Annotated in this window: 14 protein-coding genes; 3 read left to right on the forward strand and 11 right to left on the reverse strand. The window is 66.6% G+C overall.

The features are described 5' to 3' along the window. Positions 1-16 precede the first annotated feature (16 nt). From CFB52_RS10785 to CFB52_RS10815, 7 genes are all read right to left on the reverse strand, one after another. Positions 17-619 (reverse strand): bifunctional 2-polyprenyl-6-hydroxyphenol methylase/3-demethylubiquinol 3-O-methyltransferase UbiG, encoded by a 603-nt coding sequence (locus tag CFB52_RS10785; protein ID WP_059583360.1) that lies wholly within the window; start codon positions 617-619, stop codon positions 17-19. Positions 620-627: 8 nt separating this feature from the next. Further along, a complete protein-coding gene (locus CFB52_RS10790; protein WP_006487046.1) occupies positions 628-1,830 on the reverse strand; it encodes a tryptophan--tRNA ligase in 1,203 nt (400 codons plus the stop codon). Positions 1,831-1,838: 8 nt separating this feature from the next. Then, positions 1,839-2,501: a site-2 protease family protein gene (locus CFB52_RS10795; RefSeq protein ID WP_059583358.1), complete on the reverse strand. Its 663-nt coding sequence runs from the start codon at positions 2,499-2,501 to the stop codon at positions 1,839-1,841. 47 nt (positions 2,502-2,548) lie between these two features. Then, complete coding sequence (locus CFB52_RS10800) at positions 2,549-3,181, reverse strand: L-threonylcarbamoyladenylate synthase (protein ID WP_059583357.1); 633 nt, start codon at positions 3,179-3,181, stop codon at positions 2,549-2,551. Positions 3,182-3,253: 72 nt separating this feature from the next. Continuing rightward, complete coding sequence (locus tag CFB52_RS10805) at positions 3,254-4,084, reverse strand: 3',5'-nucleoside bisphosphate phosphatase (RefSeq protein ID WP_041492088.1); 831 nt, start codon at positions 4,082-4,084, stop codon at positions 3,254-3,256. An 82-nt stretch (positions 4,085-4,166) separates the two neighbouring features. Continuing rightward, positions 4,167-5,057, reverse strand: coding sequence for an alpha/beta fold hydrolase (locus CFB52_RS10810; RefSeq protein ID WP_059583355.1), 891 nt, complete (start codon positions 5,055-5,057; stop codon positions 4,167-4,169). 178 nt (positions 5,058-5,235) lie between these two features. After that, positions 5,236-6,093: a ferritin-like domain-containing protein gene (locus tag CFB52_RS10815; protein WP_059583353.1), complete on the reverse strand. Its 858-nt coding sequence runs from the start codon at positions 6,091-6,093 to the stop codon at positions 5,236-5,238. Positions 6,094-6,238: 145 nt separating this feature from the next. Between CFB52_RS10815 and CFB52_RS10820 the strand changes: the two genes are divergently transcribed. The 3 genes from CFB52_RS10820 to CFB52_RS10830 all read left to right on the forward strand — a co-directional run bounded on the left by CFB52_RS10820 (position 6,239) and on the right by CFB52_RS10830 (position 8,253). Next, complete coding sequence (locus tag CFB52_RS10820) at positions 6,239-6,763, forward strand: gamma carbonic anhydrase family protein (RefSeq protein WP_034183575.1); 525 nt, start codon at positions 6,239-6,241, stop codon at positions 6,761-6,763. A 25-nt stretch (positions 6,764-6,788) separates the two neighbouring features. Beyond that, entirely contained in the window at positions 6,789-7,739 is a 951-nt protein-coding gene (gene hslO / locus CFB52_RS10825; protein WP_059583351.1) for an Hsp33 family molecular chaperone HslO, read from the forward strand. Positions 7,740-7,887: 148 nt separating this feature from the next. Beyond that, entirely contained in the window at positions 7,888-8,253 is a 366-nt protein-coding gene (locus CFB52_RS10830; RefSeq protein WP_059583350.1) for a hypothetical protein, read from the forward strand. An 89-nt stretch (positions 8,254-8,342) separates the two neighbouring features. On the opposite strand, the gene ftsB is transcribed toward CFB52_RS10830, so the two are convergent. The 4 genes from ftsB to CFB52_RS10850 form a co-directional block, all read right to left on the reverse strand. Continuing rightward, positions 8,343-8,768 carry a cell division protein FtsB gene (gene ftsB / locus CFB52_RS10835; RefSeq protein WP_059583348.1) on the reverse strand — a complete coding sequence of 142 codons (426 nt, stop codon included), beginning with the start codon at positions 8,766-8,768 and terminating at the stop codon, positions 8,343-8,345. Positions 8,769-8,849: 81 nt separating this feature from the next. Further along, entirely contained in the window at positions 8,850-10,133 is a 1,284-nt protein-coding gene (eno, locus tag CFB52_RS10840; RefSeq protein ID WP_006478406.1) for a phosphopyruvate hydratase, read from the reverse strand. 106 nt (positions 10,134-10,239) lie between these two features. After that, positions 10,240-11,094, reverse strand: coding sequence for a 3-deoxy-8-phosphooctulonate synthase (gene kdsA, locus CFB52_RS10845; RefSeq protein WP_059583346.1), 855 nt, complete (start codon positions 11,092-11,094; stop codon positions 10,240-10,242). Further along, positions 11,091-12,749 carry a CTP synthase gene (locus CFB52_RS10850; protein WP_034207739.1) on the reverse strand — a complete coding sequence of 553 codons (1,659 nt, stop codon included), beginning with the start codon at positions 12,747-12,749 and terminating at the stop codon, positions 11,091-11,093. The genes kdsA and CFB52_RS10850 overlap by 4 nt, the downstream gene beginning before the upstream one ends. Positions 12,750-12,753 lie beyond the last annotated feature (4 nt).

The raw sequence follows: 12,753 nt of genomic DNA on the forward strand, positions 1-12,753 counted from the left end.
TTGAGATTGTAGCGGATTAGCCGGGCAGTTCGTAACGTGGAATTCCCGCCCCCGCCTTCGGGGTCGCGCCCTCGCGCACCGCGCAAAGACGCTGGACGAACGCCTCGCGCGGCGCGGCGACGAAACCGTCCTCGTATGCGACCACCCGCAGGTGCCCGCGCACGGCGTCCAGCAACTCGCCCGGAGCGAGCAGGAACGCGGGGTTGGACGGCTTCCCGACCGTTTCGTTTCCTTGCGCGAAGGTTTCGTAGACCAGCACACCGCCCGGCGCCACGGCATCGAATAGATGGGGCCAGAGCGGGCGATGCAGATAGTTCGTAACGATCACGGCCGCGAACCGCTCGTCGGCCGACAGCGGCCATGGCGCGCCTTCGAGATCGGCCACGCGGGCGTCGACGCCGGCAATCGCGCGCAACGCGGCCAGTGCGACCGGATCGCGGTCGAGCGCGACGACCGGATGGCCGCGCGACGCGAACCAGCGTGCATGGCGGCCGCCGCCGGCGGCAACGTCGAGCACCGCACCGCCGGCCGGCACGAGCCGCGCCCATTGCGCGACCCACCGCGACGGCTCGGCCTGGCCGACGTGGCCGCCCGCGGCGGCGATGACGGATTCGCTCATGCGCCGGATCAGTTGTACGACAGGCCCATCGCGTCGCGCACGTCGCGCATCGTTTCCGTCGCGTACTTGCGCGCCTTGTCGCAACCGTCCGCGACGATCGCACGCAGCAGCGACGGGTCGTCCATGTACTTCTGCGCGCGCTCGAGCATCGGCTGCTGTTCGCGCAGGATGCCCTCGACGACCGGCTGCTTGCAGTCGAGACAGCCGATGCCCGCCGAGCGGCAGCCCTTCTGCACCCACTCGTGCGTCGCTTCGTCCGTGTAGACCTGGTGAAGCTGCCACACCGGGCACTTGTCGGGATCGCCCGGATCGGTGCGGCGCACGCGCGCGGGATCGGTCGGCATCGTGCGGACCTTCTTCGTGATCGTCTCGGCGTCTTCGCGCAGGCCGATCGTGTTGCCGTACGACTTCGACATCTTCTGCCCGTCGAGGCCCGGCATCCGCGACGCCTCGGTCAGCAGCGCCTGCGGCTCGACCAGGATGATCTTGCGCGCGCCTTCGAGATAGCCGAACAGGCGCTCGCGATCGCTCATCGACAGGCTTTGCGATTCCTGCAGCATCGCGCGCGCCTGTTCGAGCGCCTCGTCGTCGCCTTCCTGCTGATACGCGTTGCGCAGCTCGTGATAGAGCTTCGCGCGCTTGCCGCCGAGCTTCTTCGCGGCTTCGAGCGCCTTCTCCTCGAAACCGGGCTCGCGGCCGTACAGGTAGTTGAAGCGGCGCGCGATCTCGCGCGTCATCTCGACGTGCGGCACCTGATCCTCGCCGACCGGCACGAGCGAGCCGCGATACAGCAGGATGTCGGCGGCCATCAGCACCGGGTAGCCGAGGAAGCCGTAGGTGGACAGGTCCTTGTCCTTCAGCTTCTCCATCTGCTCCTTGTAGGTCGGCACGCGTTCGAGCCAGCCGAGCGGCGTGCTCATGCCGAGCAGCAGCGCGAGTTCCGCGTGCTCGGGCACCTTGCTCTGGATGAACAGCGTCGCCTGCGCCGGATCGATGCCGGACGCGAGCCAGTCGATCAGCACGTCCCATACGTTCTTCTCGATGACCTCGGGCGTCTCGTAGTGCGTCGTCAGCGCATGCCAGTCGACGACGCAGAAGAAGCACGGGTACTCGGACTGCAGCTTCACCCAGTTTTTCAGCACGCCGTGGTAATGACCGAGGTGCAGCGATCCGGTGGGTCGCATGCCGGAGAAAATACGTTCTGGGAACATGATTGTCGTTAGAAAAGCGAGGCGAAGGGAGACAGGATGGCGCTCAGCACGGCATAGCCGACATTGACGAGCGGACGCAGCCAGAAGTTCGTCAGCACGCCCGTCGTGACGAGCACGAGGACGATGATGAAACCGTACGGCTCGATGCGCGACAGCGCGATCGATTGCCTGGTCGGCAGCAGCGCCGCCAGGATGCGGCCGCCGTCGAGCGGCGGCAGCGGAAAGAGGTTCAGCACGCCGAGCACGAGGTTCGCGCTGACGCCGGCCAACGCCATGCGCGTGAAGAACGGCTCGTCGACGCCGACGGCCGGCAGCACGAGGGTCAGCACGCCCCAGACGAGCGCCTGCACGAAGTTGCAGGCCGGGCCCGCGAGGGCGACCCACAGGCTGCCCCAGCGCGGATTGCGCAGGTTGCCGAACGACACCGGCACCGGCTTCGCATAGCCGAACAGGAACGCGCCGCCGGTGAGGAAGTACATCGCGAGCGGAATGGCGATCGTGCCGAGCGGATCGATGTGACGCATCGGATTGAACGACACGCGCCCCATCGCATAGGCGGTATTGTCGCCGAGCAGACGCGCGGCATAGCCATGCGCGGCCTCGTGCAGCGTGATCGCGAAGATCACGGGTAGCGCGTAGACGGCGATGGTCTGTATCAGGGAAGCATCCATATCGCGTTATTGTAACAAGCGCACTCGCGCAAAAATGGCACGGCGCGTCATGCGGCCGAGAGCCCGAAGGGTTCGAGGGAGCCGCGCCCCGCGCGGATGAGTTCGGGCGCATCGCCGGTCAGGTCGATCACCGTCGACGGCTCGCGCGGGCACGCGCCGCCGTCGATCACGAGGTCGACCTGTTTCTCGAGCCGCGTGCGGATTTCCTCGGGATCGTTCAGCGGTTCGTCGTCCGGCGGCAGGATCAGCGTCGTGCCGAGCAGCGGCTGGCCGAGCGACTCCAGCAGCGCGAGCGTGATCGCGTGATCGGGCACGCGCAGCCCGATCGTCTTGCGCGACGGGTGCGACAGCCGGCGCGGCACTTCCTTCGTCGCCTGCAGGATGAACACGTACGGGCCCGGCGTCACCGACTTGATCTGCCGGTACTGGCGGTTGTCGACCATCGCGAAATTGGCGAGCTCCGACAGGTCGCGCACGAGCAGCGACAGATGCTGCTTTTCGTCGAGGCCGCGAATCCGGCGCACGCGCTCGACCGCGTCCTTGTCGTCGAGATGGCACGCGAGCGCATAGCTCGAATCGGTGGGCATCGCGATCACGCCGCCCTTGCTGACGATCTCCACCGCCTGCTTGATCAGGCGCGGCTGCGGATTATCCGGATGAATCCTGAAGAACTGGGACATGGGGACACGTAAAGAGGGAGAAGTCGGATGCGCGCAACGGCGGCGACACGGGCGGCCCGAAGCCGCCCGGCGTCAGAGCCAGCGCTCCCAGACCGGCGTCAGGTCGGGCGGCAGCGGCGGCAGGCTGCCGAGCTCGATGCGGCCCTCGCCCGGCGCATGGAAATCCGAGCCGCGCGATACTTCGAAGCCGAAGCGGCGCGCGACGTCCGCGTATTCGCGGTACTGGTCGGGCGTGTGGCTGCCCGTGATGACCTCGATCGCGCGGCCGCCGAGATCGATGAACTCGCCGAAGAACGCGTCGAATTCGACCGGCGTATAGCGATAGCGGCCCGGATGCGCGACCACCGCTTCGCCGCCTGCCGCGCGGATCCAGCCGACCGCGTCGGACAGCGACGCCCAGCGATGCGGGACGAAGCCGGGCTTGCCGTCGCCCAGCAGGCGGTCGAACACGTCGGACGTCGACTCGGCATGGCCGTTTTCGACGAGAAAGCGGGCGAAGTGCGTGCGCGAGATCAGGTCGGGATTGGACACGTATTTCAGCGCGCCTTCGTAGGCGCCGGGAATGCCGAGCGTCGCGAGCTGCTCCGCGATCGCCAGCGCGCGCGCCGCGCGGCCGTGGCGCGTGCGGTACAGGCCGTCGACCAGCGCCGGATGGGCGGGATCGATGTTCAGACCGACGATGTGCACGGTGCGCGACGCCCACGTGACCGAAATCTCGACGCCGCTCAGGTAGCGCATGCCGAGCGCTTCCGCCTCGCTGCGCGCCGCCGCCTGGCCGCCGATCTCGTCGTGGTCGGTCAGCGCCCACAGGGTCACGCCGCCCGCATGCGCGCGGCGCGCGACGTCGGCAGGCGACAGCAACCCGTCGGAAACATTGGAATGGCAGTGGAGATCGGCGTTCATTATCAGCATCGCAGGTAAGGCCTCATTCTACTGCAACGCCGCAATTGCGCCGCCCGCGTGCCCTGCCGCCGGCGCCACGCGCCTATGCGCAGAACGCCTCGATCAGCGCCGCGATCTGCTCGGGCTGGTCGTGATGCACCATGTGGCCGGCATCCTCGACGAGCTTCTCGCGCCAGTCGGGGAATGCATTGAAGCGCGCCTTGAATTCGGGCAACGGGATGTCGCCGGCAAGGTGCGCAAGCGTCGGCGAATTGACGGCCTCGACGTGCAGCACCTTCGCACGCACCTGCTTCCAGATGGCCATGACTTCGTCGAGCCGGTACAGCAGCGGGCCCGGCATCTTGTGCGCCGGGTCCGCCAGCAGATGGTAGAGGCCGTCGTCGCCGCGTTTCGACCAGTGGGCGGCCAGAAACGCGGCGCGGCGCGGGTCGAGCCGCGGATTGGTCTTGATCAGGCGCGCCGCCACGTCGTCGAGCGATGCGTACGGCCGCAGCGCGGGCGGCTCGCGCAGTTCGTCGAGCCAGCCGCGCAGCCGGCGCGGCGCCTGGTCGGCTCGCGCCGGCGCGAGCCCGAAACCTTCGAGGTCGACGACGCGCCGCACGCGTTCCGGCCGCGCGCCGGCATACAGGCACACGACGTTCGCGCCCATGCTGTGTCCGACCAGGTTGATCTCGCCGGTCGGTGCGTAGCGGTCGACGAGCGCATCGAGGTCGCCCAGGTATTCGTGGAACCAGTAGTGACCGCCGCCCTGCCTCGCGACCGGCCAGTCGGACAGCCCGAAGCCGCGCGCGTCGGGCGCGATCACCTGCCAGTCGCCGGCGAGCGCATCGACGACGAACTGGAACGACGCCGCGACGTCCATCCAGCCGTGCAACATGAACAGCGTCGGCGCGTCGGGCCGGCCCCAGCGCCGCACATGCAGCCGGACGCCGCGCACCGTGACGAAATCGGAAACAGAACTCGAGGCACTCATCGCAGCCGCCAAAAAAAAGAATGGTCGTTCGATTATAGCGGCGACGCCCCGGTTCCGGCGGCCGGCAATCGAGGTGCCGCTCTAGCGGCGAGGTCGTTCGAGGGCCGGCCGGCAGACACCATCGGCGAGACGCGCGAGCCGGCCCACGACCACCCGGACGCGGCCGAACGCGATCCGGCTAATGCGCGGTGCGCCCGTCCGCCGCGTCCTGCGCGGCCAGTTCGTCGAGTTCGGCCTGCTCGAAGCCGGCATCGCGCCGCGCATCGAAATTGAACGGGCCACGCAGCCGCGGCGCGTGGTACTGCTCGGCGAGCTGCCGATAGGTCGGCACGGGGTCGCGCCCGGCTGCGTCGCACAGATGGCGGAACCAGCGGTTGCCGATCGCGACATGGCCGATTTCGTCGCGCAGAATCACGTCGAGGATCGCGGCCGACGCATCGTCGCCCGCCTGCACGAGCCGCGCGCGGATCGGCGGCGACGCGTCGAGCCCGCGGGCCTCGAGCGTGCGCGGCACGAGCGCCATGCGCGCCAGCACGTCGCCCTTGGTCCGCTCGCACATCTCCCACAGCCCGTTGTGCGCGGGAAAATCGCCGTATGCATGCCCGAATGCCGCGAGACGATCGGACAGCAGCGTGAAGTGATAGGCCTCCTCGGCCGCGACCTTCAGCCAGTCCTCGTAGAACGCGTCGGGCATGCCCGCGAAGCGCCAGACCGCGTCGAGCGCCAGGTTGATCGCATTGAACTCGATATGGGCAAGCGCGTGCAGCAGCACGGCGCGCCCTTCGGGCGATCGCATGCTGCGCCGCTGCAACTCGCGCGGCTCGACGAGCGGCGGCCGCGCCGGGCGCCCGGGCAGATCGGCCGGTTCGCGCAGTTGAAGCAACGGCACGATCGCGGCCTGCCCGGCCCGCAGCGCATCGTGCAGCGCGCGTACCTGCGCGGCTTTCGCCGCCGGCTCGGCAGCTCGCAGCGCATCGAGCGCCACGCTGCGCACGCAGGCGGGCGCCGTGCCGAAAGAAGAAGACGCGATGCTCATAAACAGGGACACCTTGCGTACGCGGCGTGGGAGCACAGGCACGCGACGGTTTACAATATGCGTTTGTTCCGCGGCGCCAGGCGCCGGGCAAACCGGACGCGCCATTCTACCGGCGCCCGTCATCGAAGATCACCAAGGAGACTCCGTGACGATCTACAAGCTGGGCGATACGGCCCCGACGATCCACGAAAGCGTATTCGTCGCCGATACGGCGGCCATCATCGGCAAGGTCGTGCTCGAGGAAAACGCGAGCGTATGGTTCGGCGCGACGATTCGCGGCGACAACGAGACGATTGCGGTCGGCGCCGGCAGCAACGTCCAGGAAGGCGCGGTTTTGCATACCGACCCGGGCTTTCCGCTGACGATCGCCGAGAACGTGACGATCGGGCACCAGGCGATGCTGCATGGCTGCACGATCGGCGAAGGTTCGCTGATCGGGATTCAGGCGGTGGTCTTGAATGGCGCGGTCATCGGCCGCAACTGTCTGGTTGGTGCCGGCGCGGTCGTGACGGAAGGCAAGACGTTCCCGGACAACTCGCTGATTCTCGGCGCACCGGCGAAAGTCGTGCGCGAGCTGTCGGCCGAAGACATCGCGCGGCTGCGCGCAAACGCGAAGACGTATGTCGAGCGGCGCGCGCATTTCAAGGAGCAACTCGTGCGGATCGGGTGATTCGCACGGATTTCAAGGAAGAAGAGTGAGCGACCAGTTACAGAAATTCATGTTCAATGCGGCGCCCGTGCGCGGCGAGATCGTTTCGCTGCGCAACACGTGGCAGGAGGTGCTCGCCCGCCGCGACTACCCTGCCCCCGTGCGCACGGTGCTCGGCGAGATGATGGCCGCGTGCGCGCTGCTGTCGGCGAACCTGAAATTTCACGGCACCCTGATCATGCAGATCTTCGGCGACGGGCCGGTCCAGATGCTGGTCGTCCAGTGCGGGTCCGATCTGTCGATGCGTGCGACCGCGAAGTTCTCGGGTGACGCCGCGCAGACGATCGGCGACGACACGCGCTTCGCGTCGCTCGTCAACGCGAGCGGCCACGGCCGCTGCGTGATCACGCTCGACCCGGCCGACAAGCTGCCGGGTCAGCAGCCGTATCAGGGCATCGTGCCGCTGAACGGCGTCGACGGCCCGCTCGAATCGGTGTCGCAAGTGCTCGAGCAGTACATGCGCCACTCGGAACAGCTCGACACGCGGCTGTGGCTCGCCGCCGATCGCGACCGCGCGGTCGGCATGCTGCTGCAGAAGCTGCCGGGCGACGGCGGCATCGTGCCGCGCAACGCCGAAACCGATATCGACACGTGGGAACGCGTGTGCACCCTCGGCGGCACGCTGTCCGCGAAGGAACTGCTGGAGGTCGAACCGGAAGTGGTGTTCCGGCGGCTGTTCTGGCAGGAAAACGTCCAGCACTTCGAACCGGCCGGCACGCGCTTCCAGTGCTCGTGTTCGCGCGAGAAGGTCGGTGCGATGCTGCGCATGCTCGGTCGTGAAGAAGTCGACAGCGTGATCGTCGAGCGCGGCCACGTCGAGATCCACTGCGAATTCTGCAACCAGCGCTATGAATTCGATCCGGTCGACGTCGCGCAACTGTTCGCGGCGCCCGGTGTCGAAACCGGTATCGCGCCCGCGACCGACCAGCGTCACTGAGCCGCGCGTGGGCCGAGCGCCCGTGCCCGCCACCGGCGCGGCACGGGCGCATAATGACGCACGAGCGCCGCATGCGCGGCTCAGGCGCCGGAGGTTCGGCCTTCGGCACAAGCCGCTTTCCACGGTCGGCGCACCGCAGGAGAAACACATGAATCGCCGCCCCTTTTGCGCCATCCGCACCATCGTCCTGACGAGCATGGCCGCCGGCACGCTCGCGCTTGCCGGCTGCGCGATGCCGCCGCCGACTTCCACGATCCTGAGCCGCCTGCCCGAACCGGGCGCGTCGGGTGGTCAGCCGCCCGTGCTGTCGAGCGCCGAACGCAAGCGCTACGACGAGATCGATCGGCAAGTCCTGCGCGAGCAGAACAGCGCGATGGCGGCGGAAGCGGCCGCGCGCGCGTGGGCTTATTACTCGCCGCCGCCCGTGACGGTCTACGGCGGATATTACGGCGGCGGATGGGGCAATCGCTGGGGCTCGGGCATCAGCTACGGCTACCCGGGCTGGTGGTGGTGAGCAGGCATCGCCCGATCGATTGACGACTGGCAGGAAATAAAAAAGCGCGGCATTTCCCGCGCTTTTTCAATGGGTTCGAGGTATCGCGCTCAGTGATGCGCGGCCTTGCCCTTGTCGCCGCCATGATGCCGCGACGGCTTCGCGATCGACTGCGGATTCGGCACGACCCGCACGGGCGCCGCCGAGACGGTACCGCGCGTCGACGTATTCGCCGGCGTGTTGTTCGTCGGCCCCGCAGGCGCATTCGGCGATACGAACTGCACGAATACTTCGCCGTCCTTGACCATGCCCATCTCGTAGCGTGCACGCTCCTCGATCGCCGCGGTGCCGCTCTGCAGATCCTGCACTTCGCCGGCGGTGCGCTCGTTGCGCAGCTTCTCGTCCGCGTTCTTCCGGAGCTGGTCGTCGAGCTGCTGACGCAATTCATGCACCCGCAGCCAGCCGCCGTGTCCCCACCATAGGGGGTACTGAATGAGCGCCAGCAAGGCAATCAGGACGACAGTGACAAGCCGCATGTAAGAGACGCAGATATAAGAAGCGCCGCTCCGCGCACAGGCACAGAGCGGCGTCGAGATGACGAACCCGATAGTAGCGCGTTAGCGCAGGTTATAGAAAGCCGATTTACCCGGGTAGCTCGCGATGTCGCCGAGGTCTTCCTCGATGCGCAGCAGCTGGTTGTACTTCGAGATACGGTCGCTGCGCGACAGCGAACCCGTCTTGATCTGGCCGGCATTCAGGCCGACCGCGATGTCCGCGATCGTCGAATCTTCGGTTTCGCCCGAGCGGTGCGAGATCACGGCCGTGTAGCCCGCGCGCTTCGCCATTTCGATCGCCGCGAACGTTTCGGTCAGCGTACCAATCTGGTTGATCTTGATCAGGATCGAGTTCGCGATGCCCTTCTCGATGCCTTCCTTCAGGATGCGCGTGTTCGTGACGAAGAGATCGTCGCCAACGAGCTGCACCTTCTTGCCGAGGCGGTCGGTCAGCAGCTTCCAGCCGTCCCAGTCGCTTTCGTGCATGCCGTCCTCGATCGACACGATCGGGAACTTGTCGGCGAGCGTCGCGAGGTAGTCGGTGAATTCGGCCGACGACAGTTGCAGGCCTTCGCCCGCGAGCTGGTACTTGCCGTCGTGGTAGAACTCGGATGCCGCGCAGTCGAGCGCGAGCAGCACGTCTTCGCCCGCACGGTAGCCGGCCTTCTCGATCGCCTGCAGGATCGTCGACAGGCACTCGTCGTTGCTGCCGAAGTTCGGCGCGAAACCGCCTTCGTCGCCGACCGCCGTGCTCATGCCGCGGTCGCTGAGGATCTTCTTCAGCGCGTGGAACACTTCGGCGCCGCAACGCAGCGCTTCACGGAACGTCGGCTGGCTGACCGGGACGATCATGAATTCCTGGATGTCCAGGCTGTTGTTCGCGTGCGCGCCGCCGTTGACGATGTTCATCATCGGCACCGGCAGTTGCATCGCGCCCGAGCCACCGAAGTAGCGGTACAGCGGCAGGCCGGCCTCTTCGGCGGCGGCCTTCGCGACGGCCATCGACACGGCCAGCATCGCGTTCGCGCCGAGGCGCGACTTGTTGTCGGTGCCGTCCAGCTCGAGCAGCGTCTTGTCGAGGAACGCCTGTTCCGACGCGTCGAGGCCCATGATGGCTTCGGAGATTTCGGTGTTGATGTGCTCGACCGCCTTCAGCACGCCCTTGCCGTTGTAGCGGCCGGCTTCGCCGTCGCGCAGCTCGATCGCTTCACGCGAGCCGGTGGACGCGCCCGACGGCACCGCCGCGCGGCCCATCGTGCCCGATTCGAGCAGCACGTCGCATTCGACGGTGGGGTTGCCGCGCGAATCCAGAATCTCGCGGCCGATGATATCTACGATTGCACTCATGGGTTTCCTCTGAGAATGACGATGGATTCTTCAAACTGCGACGGCGTGCGTGCCGGAACCGCTTTCGCTACAGACGCGCGAAGCCGTCGCAAGGTTCATTCGATCTTTAATTGAAATCGTTTTCCAGGAACGGATTGCGCTTCACCGCCTGGTCGAGCGTGACGAGGGTCTCCAGCAGCGCGCTCATCCGGTTCAGCGGCACCGCGTTCGGGCCGTCCGATTTCGCCTCGGCCGGATTCGGGTGCGTTTCCATGAAGAGGCCCGCGACGCCCGTCGCGACCGCCGCACGGGCGAGCACCGGCACGAATTCGCGCTGGCCGCCCGAGCTCGTGCCCTGCCCGCCCGGCAACTGCACCGAGTGGGTCGCATCGAACACGACCGGCGCGTTCGTCTCGCGCATGATCGCGAGCGAACGCATGTCCGACACGAGGTTGTTGTAGCCGAACGAGACGCCGCGCTCGCACGCCATGAAGCGGTCTTCCGACAGCCCGGCTTCACGCGCCGCGTCGCGCGCCTTGTCGATCACGTTCTTCATGTCGTGCGGCGCGAGGAACTGGCCCTTCTTGATGTTCACGGGCTTGCCCGAGCGCGCGCACGCATGGATGAAATCGGTCTGGCGGCACAGGAACGCCGGCGTCTGCAGCACGTCGACGACCGACGCGACCTGCTCGATCTCGTCGATCGAATGCACGTCGGTCAGCACCGGCAGGCCGAGCTGGCGCTTCACCTCGCCGAGGATCCGCAGCCCCTCGTCCATTCCGAGGCCGCGAAACGACTTGCCCGAACTGCGGTTCGCCTTGTCGTAGGACGACTTGTAGATGAACGGAACGTTCAGCTTCTCGCAGATTTCCTTCAGGCGGCCGGCCGTGTCGATCGTCATTTGCTCCGATTCGACGACGCAGGTACCCGCGATCAGGAAGAACGGTTGATCGAGACCGACCTCGAAATCGCACAGCTTCATGCTTGCACTCCGCGCGCTTGCTTGTTGGCGAGCGCGGCTTCGACGAACGACTTGAACAGCGGATGACCGTCACGCGGCGTGGACGTGAATTCCGGGTGGAACTGGACGCCGACGAACCACGGGTGCATCGAACGCGGCAGCTCCATCATCTCCGGCAGATCCTCGCTCGGGGTACGGGCGCTGATGATAAGGCCGCCGGCTTCGAGCTGGGGCACGAAGCGGTTATTGACTTCATAACGGTGGCGATGGCGCTCGTTCACGTCCTTGCCGTAGATTTCCTCGGCCATCGTGCCCGGCTTGATCGGGCAGCGCTGCGAACCCAGACGCATCGTGCCGCCGAGGTCGGATTCCTCGGTGCGCGTCTCGACCTTGCCTTCGCGGTCGTACCATTCGGTGATCAGCGCGACCACGCGCTCGGGCGTGTCCGGATCGAATTCCGTGCTGTTCGCCTGCTTCAGGCCGACGACGTCGCGCGCGAATTCGATCACCGCGAGCTGCATGCCGAGACAGATGCCGAGATACGGCACCTTCGACTCGCGCGCGTAGCGAACCGCGGCGATCTTGCCTTCCGTGCCGCGACGGCCGAAACCGCCCGGCACCAGCACGGCGTCGAGATGCTTGAGGCTGTCGACGCCGTTCGTCTCGAGCTCTTCCGAGTCGATGTATTCGATGTTGACCTTGGTCGACGTGTGGATCGACGCATGGCGCAGCGCCTCGATCAGCGACTTGTACGACTCGGTCAGGTCGACGTACTTGCCGACCATGCCGATCGTCACTTCGTGCTGCGGGTTTTCGAGCTTTTCGACGAGCGTCGACCACATGCTCAGGTCGGCGTCCTTCGGCGACAGCTTCAGCTCCTCGCAGATGATCCGGTCGAGGCCCTGGTCGTGCAGCATCTGCGGAATCTTGTAGATGCTGTCGGCGTCCCACACCGAGATCACGGCGTCTTCCGGCACGTTCGAGAACATCGAGATCTTCTTCGATTCGTCGTCGGGAATGCGGCGGTCGGCACGGCACAGCAGCACGTGCGGCAGGATGCCGATCTCGCGCAGCTTCTGCACGCTGTGCTGGGTCGGCTTCGTCTTCAGCTCGCCGGCCGTCGCGACGTACGGCACGAGCGTCAGGTGCACGAAGCATGCGCTGTTGCGGCCGAGGCGCAGGCTCATCTGGCGTGCGGCCTCGAGGAACGGCAGCGACTCGATGTCGCCGACCGTGCCTCCGATCTCGACGATCGCGACGTCCGGCTCGCCGCAGGTGGCCGATGCCGCCCCGCGCTCGATGAACGCCTGGATTTCGTTCGTGATGTGCGGAATGACCTGCACGGTCTTGCCGAGATAGTCGCCGCGGCGTTCCTTGCGGATCACCGATTCGTAGATCTGGCCGGTCGTGAAGTTGTTGGCCTTGCGCATCTTCGTGCTGATGAAGCGCTCATAGTGGCCGAGGTCGAGGTCGGTCTCCGCTCCGTCTTCCGTCACGAACACTTCGCCGTGCTGGAACGGGCTCATCGTGCCGGGGTCGACGTTGATGTAGGGATCGAGCTTGAGGAGGGTGACTTTCAGACCGCGCGATTCGAGGATCGCGGCGAGAGAGGCGGCGGCAATACCCTTGCCGAGGGAAGAAACTACGCCGCCGGTGACGAAAACATATTTGGTCATCGCT

The organism is Burkholderia sp. AU18528 (assembly GCF_002223215.2).
Taxonomy (GTDB): domain Bacteria; phylum Pseudomonadota; class Gammaproteobacteria; order Burkholderiales; family Burkholderiaceae; genus Burkholderia; species Burkholderia semiarida.